Source organism: Flavobacterium sp. HSC-32F16, assembly GCF_024171645.1.
In the GTDB taxonomy this organism is placed as follows: Bacteria; Bacteroidota; Bacteroidia; order Flavobacteriales; family Flavobacteriaceae; genus Flavobacterium.
The window spans coordinates 64,091-83,034 of sequence record NZ_JALKAC010000006.1 but is presented as its reverse complement, the minus strand read 5'-3'; the positions used below and the strand labels follow the sequence as shown (position 1 = coordinate 83,034).

The following is an 18,944-nucleotide window of genomic DNA, read 5'->3' as shown; positions in this document are numbered from 1 at the left end:
ATTCGTAAACCTGCTATCAAACTGATTTACTCGCAGGAAAATAATTCTCTTTTAGAATAATTTCTAACGGAATATAATGCGTTCGTTCTGCCTCTTCCTTAAGAACCAGTTTTTTGTATAAGTAGTTAATTCCCATATAACCTTGATCTTCCGGTCTTTGATTGATTAAAAAATCGATTACACCTTTATTTAAGTATTCTATATTTTCTTTTAATAAATCAAAGCCAATAATTCTCACCCCTTTTATATCGTTTTGTTCCAAGAATCGGGCAACAAGATAAGCTCTGGAATTGGGTACAAAAACACTGCTGATTCCAGAAAACATATCCAGATTGAGCTGATCAATTCTGGAATCTTTTAAAGTAACTTCTGAAAATTTAAAATTGGTAAGTTCTTCATTGTCTTCAAAAAAAGAATAAAATCCTTTAATTCTCTGTAAATAAACCGATGTACTTTCTATTTCACGCGTGATTTTAAAAATCAGAACATGTCTTTCATTTTTTACTGCAAAACTAATAAGCCGTCCTGCCAGATAGCCGCTTTGAAAAGCATCCTGCCCCACATAAGCGTGATTGTCATCATTCGAAATATTTGAATCGATCATGACAACCGGAATATCTTTCTTTTTGTAATCATTTAAAAATTGTACCGAATCTTCATAAAAAATAGGCGCAAACAACAATCCGTCGCAGTTAAAAGCCATTACTTTTTTAACTGATTCTTTAAAAGAAGCCAAATTATAATCATAAAAGAAATAATCCAATACAATTCCGAATTTACTAAACTCCTGAGCTGCTTTTTCGATTCCCTCAACCTGACTTTTCCAATATTCGAGCTTTTCATATTTTGGAAGAAAAACGGCAAAATGAAACTTTTTATTCAAAGCCAGATTACTCGCCAGAATATTACGCTTGTAGCCAAACTCTTCAATTATAGCATTGACTTTATCTACCGTTTCCTGTGCGGCCTGCCCTCTATTATGAATAATCCTGTCAACTGTTCCGGGAGAAACATTCGCTAGTTCCGCAATTTTTTTTATAGTTATGATATTAATTCTTTTTTAGTTAAAATAATAAAAGGTCTGCTCGTAAAAATTATTTTTTTTAGCAAAAATAAGTTGTTTTGCATTACAATTTACATACATTTGTAAAATACCGTGTACGCACACGTAAAAATACACATAATATAAAAGTGACAACATTTTTTGTACAATTTGTTTTAAAAAATCAAAATAAAACTCATATAAAATGATTATAGATTCATTACAAAATGCAGCAAAATATTACGGTTTGCATCCTAATTTTCAAAAAGCTTTTGAATATGTAAACCAAACTGACATTGCCAGTCTTGAAGCAGGCGCTTTTGAAATTACAGAAGGATTGAAACTAATTGTTATTCATGGTGATGGAAACACCAGAGAAGAAAGCATTAAGGGTTTTGAATGCCACGATAAAAATATCGACATTCAGATCTCGATTCAAGGACCGGAAACATTTGCCTGGAAACCCAGAGAAAAATGTGTGCATCCAAACGGTGATTACAGCGGCGAAAAAGATGTTCGTTTTTTTCATGACAAACCGGATATGTTTTTTGAACTTCAGGAAAAACAATTTGCTATTTTATTTCCAGAAGATGTTCATGCCGCAATGATTGGCGAAGGCTTTTTGAAAAAACTGGTATTTAAAGTAAAAATATAAAAGTTTCAAGTTGAAAAATTATAAATAATATAAATAGAAATGGATTCAATATTTAATCTAAAAGGAAAAATTGCACTTATAACGGGCGGAGCCGGAGTATTAGGAAGCAGGTTTGCAAATGTTTTAGCCCAGCAGGGCGTAATTGTGGGAATCGTTTCTCAATCGATTGAAAAAGCTGAGAAAACCGTAAAAAACATAGAAGCTAATGGCGGACAGGGTTTTGCCGTTCAGGCGAATGTTTTAAACCAAGAAGAATTAGAAAAAGCAAAAAACTTCATCGTTGAAAAATACGGCCGACTTGACATTTTAATTAATGCTGCCGGAGGAAATATGCCGGGCGCAACTATTCAGCCGGATCAGTCTGTTTATGATATGAAAACGGATGATTTACAAAAAGTGGTCGATTTGAATATTATTGGAACCATGCTGCCGACTCAGGTTTTTGCGGAGCTTTTTTCAAAACAGAAATCAGGAAACATTATCAATATTTCATCGGCATCGGCACAAAGACCTTTAACGAGAGTTGTGGGATATTCTGCTTCAAAAGCGGCAATTGACAATTTTACACAATGGATGGCGGTTGAGTTAGCACAAAAATATGGAGAAGGAATTCGTGTAAATGCCATTTCTCCCGGATTTTTTATTGGAGAACAAAACCGTGCCTTATTGCTGACTCCAGAAGGAAAACTGACTCCAAGAGGTGAAAAAATTATCGATCATACGCCAATGGGAAGATTTGGAACTCCGGAAGACATTGACGGCGCGCTTTTATTTTTATGCAGCGATATGTCAAAATTCGTTACGGGAACAATCTTAAAAGTGGACGGCGGATTTGCTGCAACAAGTATTTAAAATTTCTCACGTCCTGCAAAGGTTTTCAAAACCTTGTAGGTTTAAATTATAGACTATTATAAACTAAAAAATACCTACAAGGTTTTGAAAACCTTGCAGGAGAACAAACCAAAAAACACATAACAAATGGAACAAACATTAAGATGGTTCGGACCAAATGATCCTGTTTCTTTACAAGATATTGCACAAACCGGAGCAACCGGAATTGTAACGGCTTTACACCATATTCCAAACGGTGAAGTTTGGAGCATTGACGAAATTATTAAACGGAAAGTAGAGATTGAACACGAAAACAGCGATCCAAAAAAAGGCGCTTCGGGCTTAACCTGGTCGGTTGTAGAAAGTATTCCGGTTCATGAAGACATTAAAAAACAAACGGGAAATTATCTTCAATACATTGAAAATTATAAAGAAAGCATTCGCAATCTGGCTTTATGCGGTATTAAATGCGTTTGTTACAATTTTATGCCTGTTTTAGACTGGTCAAGAACTGATTTGGCATATACGGTTGAAGATGGTTCAAAAGCTTTGCGTTTTGACATTAATGCTTTTGCTGCTTTTGAATTGTTTATTTTGAAAAGACCAGGAGCAGAAAAAGAATATTCGGCAGAGCAGACTCAAAAAGCCAAAAGCTATTTTGAAGCGATGACAGATGAAGATAAAATAAAACTGCAACGAAACATTCTGGCTGGACTTCCGGGTGCTGAAGAAGCGTATACTGTTGAAGATTTCTTAGTAACATTAAGTGCCTACAATCATATAGACAGACAGGCTTTAAAAAACAATTTATTCTACTTTCTACAACAGATTATTCCGGTTGCCGAAAGTAAAGGTGTTTTGATGGCAATTCATCCTGACGATCCGCCCTACCCTATTTTAGGTTTACCAAGAGTTGTTAGTACCGAAGAAGATTTGATTGAATTAATGAATGCTGCGCCGTCTCAATCAAACGGATTTACTATGTGTACAGGCTCTTACGGCGTTAGAGCTGATAATGATTTACCTGGAATTGTAAGACGTCACGGAGATAAAATGAATTTTATTCACTTAAGAAGTACGCAAAGAGATGAAGAAGGAAGTTTCTATGAAGCGAATCATCTTGAAGGTGATGTTGATATGTATGAAGTTGTAAAAGCGATACTAGAAGTTGAAGAAAGAAACAACAGTAAATTACCAATGCGTCCGGATCACGGACATCAAATGCTGGATGATTTAAAGAAAAAAACAAATCCGGGTTATTCTGCAATTGGCCGTTTAAGAGGTCTGGCAGAATTACGCGGACTTGAATTAGGGATTAAGCGATCTATATAATTTATTTGCCGCTAAGGCACTAAGACTCGAAGATTTTTTAAGCCAAGATTAAAAAGATTTTTTCACGCAGATTTGGCAGATTTTAATTTTGAATAAATTATCTGCGTTTATCTGCTTAAATCTTTTTAAATCTGCGTGAAAGAAAAAAATCTTTGCGCCTCAGCACCTTAGCGGCAAAACAAAAACTAACTAACCACAAACAACCACAAAACCATGATTCGCCAAGCCATTATTGTCTCCTGTGGCTTTTTTATGAATACCATATTGGCGCAGGATTTACCTAAAATTATTACTTCAAAAACAAACTATCTTCCTGATTTTAGTTATGCAGGCTATCACTTCGGCGAAAGCCAGCTTCCAGAATCAAATGGAAAAATTATTAATGCCATAGATTTTGGCGTAAAAGCAAATGATAATTTAGACGATTCAAAAGCTTTGTTAAAAGCCTTAAAAGCAGCTAATGCTGTTGATGGAAATGTCATTCTGCAATTGCCTGCTGGCCGAATTATTCTAAGTGATATTCTCTACATCGAAAGGAACAATTTTGTACTTCGCGGTGCAGGTTCTGACGATAATGGAACTGAAATTTACTGCCCTAGACCGATGATGTATCTTAAAAATCCTGAATCTCTGGCGGAACTTCGTGAATACCTAACCACATTTGATAAAAGACAACGCGAATCTGAAAATAATGTCGACTTGCCTTTTTCTCAATATGCGTGGTCCGGCGGTTTTATCTGGACGCAGATTCCGGGTGAACGTGTAAAATCGTATCTCGATAAATACGAACCCGAATCTAATGTTCTGGCGAAAGTCAGTTCCGGAAAAATGGGTGAATTTACGATCACCGTTTCTGAAATAAAGAATTTGAAAGTTGGAGATATTGTTGAGTTACAATTGTTTAATAAAGAAGGAGAAAATGGTGAAATCATTAAAGACTTGTATCAAGGCGCAAAAGTAAAACCGGGTTCGCATCATTGGCAGTTTCCTAAACTTCCAATTGTAAGACAACAGGTTGAAATTGCTAAGATTTCGGGTTCAAAAATTACTCTAAAAACGCCTTTGACTATTTCTATCAAGTCAAATTATCAGGCACAATTGGTAGAATGGAAACATTTAAATGAAGTGGGAATTGAACATCTTCGTTTTACATTTCCCGATATTCCGAGAGTAGCGCATCATGTGGAACCGGGAAATAATGCCATTTTCTTAACGCGTCTTTTTAACAGCTGGGTAAAAGATGTAAAAATCACAAATGCCGACAGCGGAATCCTGGGCGAAGAAATCTCAAATGTAACGGTTCAGGATATTATAACTGATGGACCACATTTGTCACATTATACCGTAACTTTGGGAGGCGTTCATAATGTTTTAGTTAAGAATTTAAAAATCTATAATAAGGCGGTTCATCCGTTGAGTTTCAATACATTTTCTACTAAGAATGTATATCAAGATTGTGAGATTTTTGACGATGCGCTTTTAGATCAGCATTCGGGGGCGAATCATCAAAATTTATTTGATAAAATTACCGTTCATATTACACCTGACAAAAACAATAGTTATCTTTTATTTGGCGGTGGCGGTGCTGATTATTGGAAACCTTCACACGGACCTTTCAGTACGTTTTGGAATTTAAATGTTCAGGTTTCAAATCCGGATCAAACAAAACCGGTTTTATTATACGGAATGAAAGACGGCGCTTTCGCCAGAATTATTGGCGTACATGGAAACACGAAATTTGAAATCAAATACGACGTTGATCCTTATATTGAATTTTTGAATAAGCTAATTGAGAAGATTCCGTCACTGTACGATTATCAATTAAAAAGTCGTTTGAAATAAATGTTTTTTTGCCACAGATTTCACAGATTAAAAAGATTTCAACACAAACTACCTTTGTCAAAGTTTAAAACTTTGACAAAGGTTTGGGTAAGATTATTTTGCCACGAATTTTACAAATTATCACGAATTTAATTAGTGGAAATTAGTGCGATTCGTGGCAAAATAATCCTTTTAATCCAATAAATCTGTCGCAAAAAACTACACAATAAAATCTAAACATTATGAGGTACAAAATAGCTTTTCTCGTAATCTTATTTATTTCAGGAAATTTGTTTTCCCAAAATAAATACCGCCTCAAAAATATCTCAACAACCGACGGACTTTCACAGAGTTCGGTCATTGCTATTCATCAGGATAAATTTGGGCAGATGTGGTTTGGTACGCGCGACGGACTTAATAAATATGATGGCAGCAGATTTACTATTTTCAGGAATGATGCCAACGATAAACATTCCATCAGCAATAACGATATTTTGGCTATTGAAGAAGATAGTTCAGGGAAAATCTGGGTGGGAACTTACAATGGATTAAATTGTTACGATCCTGTTTCAAATAAATTTACAAGATATCTTCATACCAAAGCCAATCATACGATAAGTAATAATGCAGTTTGGAGTATCCGGGAAATTGGCGGTGAAATGTGGTTTGGAACTTCAAAAGGATTAACGATTTTAAATAAAAGTACCGGAAATTTCACTTCTGTTTTTCATTCAGATACTGACGCCTCTACTCTCCCCAGCAATAATATTTTAAGTATTTTAAAGACCAAAAAAGGCGAAATCTGGATAGGAACAACAAAAGGTTTATGCCTTTTAACAAGCAGAAAAGGCGGTAAATTTTCGTTTAAAAATTATCCTTTAAATACAACTGATTTATTAAATGTACAATCGGTTATTGAAGATAAAAATGGTAATTTATGGGTGGGAACAAAAAATAAGGGACTTTTAAAATTCGATCAAAAACAGAAAACTTTTGTTCCTTTTTTAGATGCTGCGAAATACAGCGAAATCAATCCTGATATTCGCTCTTTAGTACTTGACAGTCATGGTTCTTTGTGGATTGGCGCTTATGACGGAATCTACATTTTAGGAGAAGATAAAAGTCTTCAAAAAATTAACAACAGCAATAACAGCAACGGAATCGACAAAGTAAAGTCAGTTTTTATGGATAAAAAAGGTTCTATCTGGATTGGCTGTTATTATAAAGGCGTAAATCTTTGGGACATTTCAAATGTCAATTTCTCCAATTACAATCAGAATTCAAAAAAGATTCCGATGAGTTTTGATGTTGTCAGTTCGATTATTGCCGATAAAAATGCTTCTATTTATTTTGGAACCGAAGGAGGCGGAATCACTATTTACAATACTAAAACCGAAGCTGTAAATTATATCAACAGTAAAACTGGCCAGGCGAATAAAAATGACATTAAATCGATGTGTCTTTCTGATAATAATATTTTATGGATTGGGACTTTTTCTAAAGGTTTATCGGCTTATAATACCGTTTCAAAAAGAATTGAAGACAACAGGATAGCTCCAGATTTAATTTCATTATTGAAAGAAACTGGTGTTTATTCGCTTAAGACCGAAGGAAATATTCTATGGATTGGAACTTTTGGAAAAGGCTTGATTCGTTACAATACGTCAAATAAAACCTTTCATTCTATTGGAAATGACAATACAAAACCCGTTTTCCTGACCAATAATATCCTTCGTACAATTTTAGTTGACAAACAAAACTGGCTTTGGGTTGGTACTCAAAATGGTTTAAACCGCATTCCATTAAAAAATTTCAATACCGAGAAATATAGCATTCAACATTTCTTTTACGATCATTCCTCTTTATCTGGCGATGATATTTTGACCTTATTTCAGGATTCTCAAAATAAAATCTGGGTAGGTACAAAAGCAAAAGGACTGCATTATTTTGATGGAAAAAAATTCAATCGCATCAATCTAAAAATTGGAAATACGGTTATTACTTCTATCCATTCTATTTTGGAAGATGATGATAAAAACTTATGGATCAGCACGAATCAGGGAATTATCAAATACAATACAACCAAAAAAAACGTTGTTATTTATGATCAAAAAGACGGATTGGCAAGTAATGAATTCAATGATAATTCGGCTTTAAAACTAGATTCCAATCAATTTTATTTTGGAAGTCCGTCTGGTGCTGCTTATTTTGATGCCGCAAAAATTTCATTAAATCAATATGCACCGCAGGTTTTAATTACGGATTTAAAAATCAAAAACGAAACCATAAATGCTAACGACAAAGACGGAATTTTAGATAAAAGCATTGGTTTTACGCAAACTATAACACTGGATTATGACAAAGCCAATTTCTCTATAAACTTTGCGATTCCCAATTACATTCGATCCAAAAATAACCTGTACAGCTACCGTTTAACTGGATTGGAAAACAACTGGACCACAACCAAAAACAGCGAAGCTAATTTTGCGATACAAAATCCCGGAACTTATACTTTTGAAGTGCGAGGTGCCAATAACGACGGAGTTTGGAATAAAACTCCCACTACTCTTACAGTCGTTGTAAATCCGGCTCCGTGGCGCAGTATCTGGGCATTTTTGCTGTATGGAATTGTCATTGGTTTAGGATTATATGGTTTAATCTGGATTATGAAATCGAAAGCCAGACTGAAACAAAAACTAGAAATGGAATATCTGGAAACCAAACGTATTGAAGAAACCAATCGTGCCAAACTGGATTTCTTTACTAATATTTCGCACGAATTCAGAACGCCTTTAACTTTGATTTTAGGGCCTTTACAGCAAATTCTGGCCGATTATAACGGAACGAATGAAATGTACAAAAAGCTTTTGGTAATTGAAGGAAGTGCGAATCATCTTTTGAGTTTGATTAACCGTTTAATGGATTTTAGAAAACTCGAAAATGATCAGGCAACATTGGAATCAGCTAACGGAAATATTGTAAAATTCACCAAAGAAATCTTTTTATCCTTTATAGAATATGCCAAAGACGGCGGTTATGATTATACTTTTGAAGCTGAAAATGAAGAAATTCTGTTGTACTTTGACCGATATAAATTGGAACGTGTATTTTATAATTTGATTTCGAATGCCTTTAGATATACTCCAAAAGGCGGTTCTATCCATATCAAAATAAATCACGATCAGGAAAATCTTTTTATTGCCGTTGAAGATTCTGGTGTCGGCATTTCCGAAGAACATATTGATAAGATTTTTGATTTGTTTTTTGAAATTCCAATGCACAATCAGGTTCAGAAAAATTATAATAAAGGAACCGGAATTGGACTTTCAATAGTAAAAAACATCGTAAAACTGCACAAAGGCACAATCGATGTTACCAATAAACCAACAGGCGGTGTCATTTTTAAAGTGGCTCTTCCGCTTGGACGCGAACATCTTTTGGAAAATGAAATTATTCCTGATTTTAAAATCAGTGATGATATTGCGCAATACACAGCTCAGATGGAACCTTCGGAAATTATCGAAAATGAAGATCTTGACGATTTGATTGTTAATGAGGAAAAGCAGACAATTTTAATTGTTGAAGATCACAAGGTTTTAAGAAAGTTCATGAAAAACCTGCTCAAAAAAGACTACAACATTATTGAAGCCGAAAATGGAAAAATTGCCTTTGAAAAAGCTTTGAAATTTGTTCCGAATTTGATTATCAGTGATGTTATCATGCCTGAAATGGTAGGAACTGAGCTTTGTTCTAAAATAAAGGAAAACATTAAAACCAGCCATATCCCGGTTATTTTACTGACTTCCAGATCTTCATTAGTTTATAAATTTGAAGGATTAGAAAGCGGCGCGGATGATTACATCAGCAAGCCGTTTAATTTAATTGAGTTTAGACTCCGCGTTAAAAACCTTTTAAATTCAGCCGAACGCTTAAAACTTAAATTTTCCAGTGAAGACGGTTTTATTCCGTCAGAAATTACGGTTTCATCTCTGGACGAAGAATTACTGAAAAAAGCATTTAAAATTGTAGAAGAAAATATTTCAAACGAACAATTCGATATTCCTTTTTTCTGTTCAGAATTAGGCGTAAGCCGCACGATGCTGTTTTTAAAAATAAAAGCCTGGACAAATTGCACGCCAAATGAATTTATTCACGAAATACGATTAAAACGTGCCGCGCAATTATTGGAACAAAACAAATTAACGGTTTCTGAAATAAGTTATAAAGTTGGTTTTAATAATCCGAAATACTTTAGCAAATGCTTTCAAAAAAAATATGGAGACACTCCGTCTCAATACGCAGATAAGTTTTACAAATCATCTGTAGTAATTTAAAAAATCCACTGTTTTAAAGGCTTAAAAAAGGGTATCTGTATTTTTAGATACCCTTTTTTGTATTTCTATATCGTTTTCGGCCTATATATTTGCCTCATGAAAAACAGTAAACCGCACTTTTTATTGCTGCAAATTTTATTTGTCATCATTATAATCGGAATGAGTCTATTGCTTTTCTACTTTATCTAACATTAACCTTAAAACCAAAAAATGAATGTTGACAAACCAAAAAATCAAATCGTTTAAATGGTTTTTACCGGTAGCTTTTTTACTGGTAAATATCGTGATGAATGCACAGGATCGAAAAGTTACCGGAAAAGTAACTTCCAGCGAAGATTTACTCGGGCTTCCTGGCGCAAATGTTTATATCAAAAACTCCTCGGTTGGAGCTTCTGCGGATATGGACGGAAATTACACTGTTATCATTTCAGAGAAAAATCCTGTTTTAGTATTTAATTTTGTAGGCTACCAAACCGTTGAAATTCCGGTAGGAAACAAAACCGTAATAAATGTAAGCTTAAAACCGGATACTAAAAATCTTGATGAAGTTATCGTTGTGGGTTATGGGACTCGTAAAAAAAGTGACATTACCGGTTCTGTATCATCTGTAACAGCAAAAGAGTTAACTGCTTATCCACTTTTAAATGCAGAGCAGGCTTTGCAGGGTCGTGCTGCGGGAGTTTCGGTACAAACCAATAATGGCGGCGAGCCGGGCGCTCCGGTAAAAATCAGAGTTCGAGGCGGTACTTCAATTAATGCGAGCGGAGATGCCCTTGTTGTTGTTGATGGTTTTGCAGGAGTTTCTATGCCGGCGCCTCAGGATATTGCTTCTATCGAAGTTTTAAAAGATGCTTCGGCAACGGCAATTTACGGATCAAGAGGTTCAAACGGAGTTATTATGGTTACGACTAAAAAAGGAAAACCAGGAAAACCGGTAATTGAATTTAGTAATTCTACTTCGATACAATCTGTAAACAATAAACTGCATTTATTAAATGCTGATCAGTTTGCGGCGTATAGAAAAAGTTTTACCACGCATACACAAGGTCCGGCAAACACAGACTGGCAGGATACTATTTATCGCGATGGAATGATTTCGAATACACAATTGTCATTTTCGGGCGGATCTGAGAATGTGAGATATTACGTTTCAGGAACATATTTCAATCAGGATGGAGTTGTAATTAATTCCGGAATCGATAAATACACGATTGTAAGCAATCTTGAAGCCGATTTATCTCCTAAATTAAAAGTGGGTTTAAACACTTTTACCAGCAAACAAAACAAAGAAGGAATTATTAGTCAGACAGGTGCCGGAGGAACGGGTGCTGCGGGTGTAATTGCATCGGCATACAGATTTATGCCGGACAAAGGTATTTATAATGCCGATGGTACGTATACTACAACGGCTCCAATTGGTGATGATATTGACAATCCGTATGCAACGGCAATGGAAAATATTCTGGAAACCGTTTCTATTGTAAACCGAAATAATTTCTTTGCTTCTTACCAAATTACAAAAGATCTTAATTTTAAAACTACTTTAGGTTTAACCGATAATAATTCGCAAACGGGAAGATTTATTCCTTCTACTTTAATTGCCGGAAAAAACATCAAAGGTGAAGCTTCAGTAAACAATACAAGATTTTCTTCTTTCTTGACAGAGAATTATTTGACTTTTAAACGTGAAATTATCGACCGTGGAGTTTTAACGGTTTTGGGCGGTTACTCGTACCAAAAAAACAAAAATGAAAATTCGTATGCGGCTTCAAGAGGATTTTTAACCAATACCAACTCTTATAGAAATTTAGGTGCCGGAACTGTGTTCTTAAAACCAGATTCCGGTTTATCTGAAACAGAATTAATTTCCGCTTTTGGAAGATTAAATTTTGATTACGACGATCGTTATTTACTGACTTTTACTGCAAGACGAGATGGTTCTTCCAGCTTTAGTAAAAACTTTAAATACGGAACTTTTCCATCTGGAGCAATTGGATGGAATATTAGTAAAGAAGCTTTCTTAAAAGACAGCAAAACCATTTCAAACTTAAAATTAAGAGCCAGTTATGGTGCAACAGGTAACCCTTCTATTGGTGCCTACTCTACTCTTTCGCGATTTTCTGAAATTTATTATGTAAGTGGTGACGTAATTGTAAACGCAGTTCAGCTGACTTCTTTGGATAACCCGAATTTAAAATGGGAAACTTCGTATCAGCAGGATTATGGAATTGATTTGGGTTTGTTTGATAATAGAATCAGTATTACGGCAGATTACTACAAAACGATCACGAAAGATTTATTGTTTAACAGACCGCTTCCGGGAGTTTCAGGAATTGCTTCTCAGCTTCAAAACGTGGGAGAATTAGAAAACAAAGGTTGGGAATTGGGTATTAATACCAAAAACTTTATTGGTGCTGATTTTACATGGTCTACAAGTTTCAATATTTCTTCAAACAAAAACAAAGTATTGAAATTAGCTGATAATAAAGACCTTTTAATTAACTCTGCGCCGGGGCACTTCTTGGCAACAGAATCTCAGATTTTACGAGTGGGTCAGCCAGTTGGTTCTTTCTTTGGGTTTGTTTATGATGGTGTAATTCAACAAGGTGAAGCCGTTTTACCAGGGAATTTTGAAACGATTGCCGGAGGAGAAAAATTCAGAGATGTTAATGGTGACGGAAAACTGGATTCACAAGATAAAACAATCATCGGAAACCCAAATCCTGATTTCATTTTTGGTTTAAATAATGATTTCACTTATAAAAATCTGGATTTGAATATCTTCTTTCAGGGATCACAAGGAGGCCAGATCTTAAACTATACTTTAATGGAACTGGCATCAGGAAATAATAATGCTACAACAGAGGTTTTAGATTCATGGACACCAACTAATACTGATACAAACGTTCCTGTTAATGCGGCAAGAACCAAAAGAATTACGTCAAGATTTGTATATGATGGAAGCTACATTCGTTTAAAAAACATTTCGTTAGGCTATAGTTTAAGCGATAATATTGTTTCTAAAATGGGATTAAATAAGGTTCGCTTTTACATCAGTGCACAAAACCTTTGGACGATTTCAGATTATCCGGGTACAGATCCTGAAACAAGTTACTTAAATGATAATAATTCAAGAAGCAACACCAATTTAGGATTAGATTATGGCGGATATCCAAACGTGAGAACGTTTACAATGGGTCTTAATGTAAAATTTTAGTCTAATAAAATATCAGGAAACCGCCATGATTCAAAATCAAATAATAGAATTCAGAATGGCGATTCCATATTCCGTTAAAAAACAAATATTATCCACATATGAAAAAATATATAGCATTTCTATTCTTCGGAACACTCACTTTTTTTGGATGTTCTGATCTGGAAGAAAAACCGGTAGGTATCATTCGTCCAGACAACTTTTTTAACAATACAGATGATTTACAAGCAGCTGTAAACGGAGCTTTTGCCAATATTGCACACAATAATTATTGGGGAAGAGAATTTACAATTGCTCTTATGCTCCGCGATGATATGTCTGATATTGGCGATAGAACCACACAGGCAGCGCGTATTGATGTAAACGATATGAGTATGAACGATACCAATGCACTTGTAGCAAATTTTTGGCCGCAATCGTATGTGATTATCACAGCTGCAAATCAGGCAATTGAAGGTGCTAAAAAAACGCCGGGAGATCCGGCAAAAGTAAACGCAATTGTAGCTCAGGCTTATTTTGCAAGAGCTTTTACCTATTACCATTTAGTGCGTCTTTTTGGAGATATCCCATATATTGATTTTGTGGTAAACGATGTTTCGCAGATCAATTCTTTAAGCAGAACCAAAGAAGCTGATGTTTATCCAAAAATTATAGCCGATTTAGAATTTGCAAAACAATGGCTGGAAGATAAACCAAAAGTAAAAGCCGTTCCCGGAAAAGGTACTGCGGCAGGTTATTTAGCTTCTGTTTATTTAACTTTAGGACAATATCAAAAAGCGTATGACGAGTCTAAATTTGTGATTACAAACGAAGCTAAATTTGGTTTAGGTCTTGATGCAGATTTTCAGGATTTATTTAACGCAACAAAAACGGCTTCATTAAAAGAACCTTTATTTACAATTGACTTTAACAATCTTACTTCTGGAAATTACGGTCAGGATTATACCGCATTTTTTACAGGTTCTTTAAAAGATGACAGTTACAGTTACGGGCAGGGATTTTCTGTTGCCGTTCCGTCCTTAAAAGTATTTACAACATGGGATCAAAGAGATTACAGAAGAGCCGTAAGTTTTGATACTATTATTAGAAAGAAAACAGGTCCGGGCGGTGCTTTGCAGGTTTTTCCATCAAGCGATAACGAAAAAGCGCCGCGTCCGCATATTGCAAAATATTTCCGTTTTCCGGGAAAAGCTGGTGCTAACGGAAGAACTTCACAGCACAATTATATCACGATGCGTTTTGCAGAAGTTTTATTAACCGCTGCCGAAGCTTTAAACGAAATTACACCGGGAACTACAGAAGCAGACGGTTATGTAAATCGTGTTCGTGCAAGAGCAAGAAATAAAGCTGGAAAACTGGTTTCTTTCCCTGCAAACGTAACTCCGGGCTTATCTCAGGCCGATTTCAGAAAAATGGTTATTGACGAAAGAAGATTAGAACTTGCCTTTGAATATATAAGATGGTACGATATCAAAAGACTTAAAAATGGACCTGAAGTTTTTGGTCCCGCAGGTCTTGAACCTCATGCTAATTTTGATCCAAACAAGGATTATTTATGGCCGTTACCAGGAACAGAGTTAGCTATTAATCCGAATTTAAAACCAAATAATCCTGGTTATTAATTAAACTCGGATGCCACTGATTTGTTATTGCAAAAATTATCATGTCTTAGTTTCACGCAGATTAAAAAAGGATTTTAGCAGAGAACGCAGATTTTTAAACATATTTTAAAATTTCAAAAATCTTTTAAACATAGATTATTCAAAAAAAATCTATTTTAAATCTGATTTAATCTGTACAAATCTGCGTGAAATAAAAAATCAGCATAATCCGCTTCTTCGCGATAGCGAATCAGTCTAATTCGCGTCCAAAATTTAGTTACCAAAATATATTTAATATGAAGAATGTTAGTTTCATTTCTCTAATTCTTGGGTTTGCATCGCTGATGACAGCGTGCAAATCCGGAATTAATTCTCAAACAACAAATGCATCTGTTACGGCAGAAAAATTACTGGAAACGCGTTACAAAATGTTACTCGATTATCCGGTAGATTCTATGTCGATGCCAAGAAGCATGAATATCAAAAACAATGAAATTCGCAAAGTTCCTTCAAGAGACTGGACAAGCGGTTTTTTTGCCGGAAATCTTTGGCAGTTATACCGATTAACAGGCGACTCAAAATATAGAGAACAAGCTCAAAAATGGACTCCTTTCAGCAAAAAGGAAAGTGTCAACAGTAATTCGCATGATGTAGGTTTTAAAGTGTTTTGCAGTTTTGGAGAAGCCCTAAAAGTGGAAAACAAGAAAGACTACGAAGCCGTAATTATTAAAGGCGCTGAAACTTTATGCACGAGGTTTAATTCAAAAGTGGGTTCGATTCGTTCTTGGGATTTCAACAAAGAAATTTGGGATTATCCCGTAATCATTGATAATATGATGAATCTGGAATTACTTTTTGAAGCTTCTAAATTATCTGGAAATCCAAAATACCGCGATATAGCCATTAAACACGCTAATACAACGCTGAAAAATCAGTTTAGGGAAGACAACAGCTGTTATCATGTTATTGATTATAATCCGAATACAGGTGAAGTTAGAAAGAAAACGACACTTCAGGGATACAATGATGATTCGGTTTGGGCGCGCGGACAAGGCTGGGCCGTTTACGGATTTACCATGTCCTATCGATACACAAAAGATCCAGCTTATTTAAAACAAGCCGAAGCAACAGCTAAGTTTTTTATAAACAATAAAAATCTGCCTGAAGACGGAATTCCGTATTGGGATTTTAAAGATCCAAGTATTCCAAATTCGGCTCGCGATGTTTCTGCTGCAATGGTTATGGCATCGGCATTATATGAATTATACAGCTATACTAAAAATCAAACTTATTTGGCTTTCGCCGATAAAGTAATGGCATCGGTACAAACTGACAAATACATTCTGAATTCTAAAATCAAGGCGCCTTTTCTTTTTGATCACAGCACAGGAAACTGGCCAAAACACGATGAAATTGATGAACCCATAATCTACGCCGATTATTATTTTCTGGAAGCGTTATTAAGAAGAAAGTAGCGAAGAGAGGTACAAAGCGACAAAGATATTTAGCCTTTGAACCTCTGAGTCTTTGAACCTCTGAACCTTTGAGTCTAAAAAAACAACTTATGAAGAACCGACTGTATAAAAATAATACATTTTCAATTTTTGCGCTTTTTGTTTTTTTTCAGGTTTGTCTGAGCAGCAGTTTTGCTCAGACAAAGATGAATATTAACGACAATTGGCTTTATTTAGAAAATCATACCTCAAACCTCAGCGAAGCACAAAAAGCAACAAACTGGACTTCGTTAAATTTACCTCATACCTGGAATGCCGAAGATGTAACGGATTTAAATCCGGGTTACAGACGCGACGCCAGCTGGTATCAAAAGAAATTAAACATTTCGAATATTGATAAAAACAGCGTGTATTCGTTATACTTTGAAGGTTCAAACGTAACCACAAAAGTGTATGTAAACGGAAAAGAAGCCGGAAGTCATATTGGCGGTTACATTGGGTTTTCTATCGATATTACCAATTTTATAAAAGAAGGAAACAACGATATTTTTGTTCGCGTTGATAATAGTTACGACATCGAAATTATTCCGTCTCAAAAAAGTGATTTCTTTATTTACGGAGGAATCACGCGCGATGTGTGGCTGGTTTCAAAATACAAAAATCATATTGAGAATGTAAAGATTACAACTCCCGAAGTATCGGCTAAAAAAGCTTCGGTGCAAATTGTTTCTTCTTTTGTAAATGCAGATCATTCAAAAGATTTATCGTTAACCGTAACACTTAAAACCTCAAAAGGCAAAAAAGTCGCTAGCAAAACGATTCCTGTTTCGGATAAAACTTCGACAATTACTTTCGAAAACATCAAAAACCCAGAACTTTGGGATACCGAAAAACCAAATTTATATAAACTGACAGCTGTTTTATCAGAGAAAAATCAAATCAAAGACAGCATTTCTGAAAAAGTAGGCTTTAGATGGTTTGAGTTTAAAGATCATGGTCCTTTTTACCTAAACGGAAAACGTTTATTAATTCGCGGTACACACCGTCATGAAGAACAAGCAGGAGTTGGGGCCGCCATGAGCAACGAGCAGCATTGGGCAGATATGAAATCGATCAAAGATATGGGTGCTAATTTTGTTCGCCTGGCACACTATCCGCAAGATCCTGAAGTTTATAAAGCCTGCGATGAACTGGGACTTTTGGTTTGGGATGAACTGCCTTGGTGCCGCGGTGGTATTGGTAATGAAGTTTGGAAAAAGAATACCAAAAATATGCTGGCCGAAATCATCAATCAAAATTACAATCATCCAAGTATTATTATCTGGTCGCTTGGAAATGAAATGAACTGGCTTCCTGATTTTCCTGACGGCGATAATACCGAAAAAACAAATGTTATTTTATCTGAATTAAACGATATTGCACATAAACTGGATCCAACAAGAAAAACAGCGATTAGAAAATATTATGAAGGCTCGCATATCGTAGATGTCTTCTCACCTTCTATCTGGTCTGGGTGGTATTCCGGAAGTTATAAAAGCTACCAAAAAGCGATTAATGTTTACAAAAAAGAATACAAACATTTCATTCATGCTGAATATGGCGGAGACAGCCACGTTGGACGTCACAGCGAGAATCCGGTAACAGGCGAAAATGTAATTAAAGCCGAAGGATGGGAAGAAGCCATTGTGCAGACTAAAGTGGCCAACATTGCCCAAATTGGCGATTGGAGCGAAAATTATATCGTAGATTTATTTGACTGGCATTTGCATATATCCGAGAATGATCCAGAGTTCGGGGGTAATGTTCAATGGGCATTTAAGGATTTTGCAACGCCGTTACGTCCGGAAGATGATATTCCTTACATGAATCAAAAAGGATTGACAGACCGAAATGGGAATCCGAAAGATGCGTATTATGTTTTTAAAAGTTATTGGGCAAAAGAACCTTTTACCTATATAGAATCGCATACCTGGACAGAACGTCAGGGACCTGAAAATACCCCGAGAACAATCAGCGTTTTCAGTAACTGCGAAAAAGTGACTTTATTCCATGACGGAAAATCATTGGGTGAAAAACAACGTAATCTTTCTCTTTATCCTGCAAATGGGTTAACTTGGGATGTCAATTTTAAAAAAGGAGAAAATATTCTAATTGCCATTGGTAAAAATAAAGACGAAAAAACAGTTTCTGATACCATAAAAGTCAATTATCGTTTCAATAAAAATGATACGGCTTCTTCGTTGCAATTATCATCAGCAAAACTAAAAAATGGCAATTATATGGTAACGGCAATTGCAATTGATAATAATAATTTACGTTGTTTAGATTATGAGGAAAGTGTTTATTTCCAATGTTTAAAAGGCGGAAAGACTTTAAAAAGTCAGGGAACACCAACAGGAAGTGAATCTATAAAAATGGCAAACGGAAAAGCTTCGATTGAAGTAATTCCTGACGGATCAGGCAGCCCTATTGAAATGACGGCTTTAAACCAGAGTTTTAAAGGGGAATATTTGAAGATTCCGGTTAATTAAGTTTAACCGCAAAGTTTTTTGCCACAGATTAAAAGGATTAGAAAGATTTTGTAAAATATGCATGAAGTATGTCATTTCGAGTCTCCTTTCAGTCGAAATTGACAAAATGAATTAAAAACAATCAATTAA

At 35.3% G+C, this 18,944-nt stretch carries 10 protein-coding genes; 9 read left to right on the top strand and 1 reads right to left on the bottom strand.

Annotated elements, in window-relative coordinates; translation table 11 throughout:
• Positions 1-16 precede the first annotated feature (16 nt).
• Entirely contained in the window at positions 17-1,030 is a 1,014-nt protein-coding gene (locus tag L1276_RS16910) for a substrate-binding domain-containing protein (RefSeq protein WP_371924200.1), read from the bottom strand.
• Between the two features lie 217 nt (positions 1,031-1,247).
• On the opposite strand from L1276_RS16910, the gene L1276_RS16905 reads away from it, so the two are divergent.
• The 9 genes from L1276_RS16905 to L1276_RS16865 all read left to right on the top strand — a co-directional run bounded on the left by L1276_RS16905 (position 1,248) and on the right by L1276_RS16865 (position 18,815).
• The gene (locus L1276_RS16905) at positions 1,248-1,697 is read left to right on the top strand and encodes a YhcH/YjgK/YiaL family protein (protein WP_253789809.1); all 450 of its coding nucleotides are present in this window, start codon (positions 1,248-1,250) and stop codon (positions 1,695-1,697) included.
• A gap of 39 nt (positions 1,698-1,736) precedes the next feature.
• A complete protein-coding gene (locus L1276_RS16900) occupies positions 1,737-2,549 on the top strand; it encodes an SDR family oxidoreductase (RefSeq protein WP_253789808.1) in 813 nt (270 codons plus the stop codon).
• A 126-nt stretch (positions 2,550-2,675) separates the two neighbouring features.
• Complete coding sequence (uxuA, locus tag L1276_RS16895; RefSeq protein WP_253789806.1) at positions 2,676-3,860, top strand: mannonate dehydratase; 1,185 nt, start codon at positions 2,676-2,678, stop codon at positions 3,858-3,860.
• Positions 3,861-4,073: 213 nt separating this feature from the next.
• The gene (locus L1276_RS16890) at positions 4,074-5,702 is read left to right on the top strand and encodes a hypothetical protein (RefSeq protein ID WP_253789804.1); all 1,629 of its coding nucleotides are present in this window, start codon (positions 4,074-4,076) and stop codon (positions 5,700-5,702) included.
• Positions 5,703-5,923: 221 nt separating this feature from the next.
• Positions 5,924-10,015, top strand: a complete 4,092-nt coding sequence (locus L1276_RS16885) for a two-component regulator propeller domain-containing protein (protein ID WP_253789802.1) — start codon at positions 5,924-5,926, stop codon at positions 10,013-10,015.
• 214 nt (positions 10,016-10,229) lie between these two features.
• Positions 10,230-13,232 (top strand): TonB-dependent receptor, encoded by a 3,003-nt coding sequence (locus tag L1276_RS16880; protein WP_253789800.1) that lies wholly within the window; start codon positions 10,230-10,232, stop codon positions 13,230-13,232.
• A 98-nt stretch (positions 13,233-13,330) separates the two neighbouring features.
• Positions 13,331-14,851 carry a RagB/SusD family nutrient uptake outer membrane protein gene (locus L1276_RS16875; protein WP_253789798.1) on the top strand — a complete coding sequence of 507 codons (1,521 nt, stop codon included), beginning with the start codon at positions 13,331-13,333 and terminating at the stop codon, positions 14,849-14,851.
• A 275-nt stretch (positions 14,852-15,126) separates the two neighbouring features.
• On the top strand, positions 15,127-16,305 hold the full coding sequence (locus tag L1276_RS16870; protein ID WP_253789796.1) for a glycoside hydrolase family 88 protein: 1,179 nt from the start codon (positions 15,127-15,129) through the stop codon (positions 16,303-16,305).
• Positions 16,306-16,394: 89 nt separating this feature from the next.
• Entirely contained in the window at positions 16,395-18,815 is a 2,421-nt protein-coding gene (locus L1276_RS16865) for a glycoside hydrolase family 2 TIM barrel-domain containing protein (RefSeq protein ID WP_253789794.1), read from the top strand.
• Positions 18,816-18,944 lie beyond the last annotated feature (129 nt).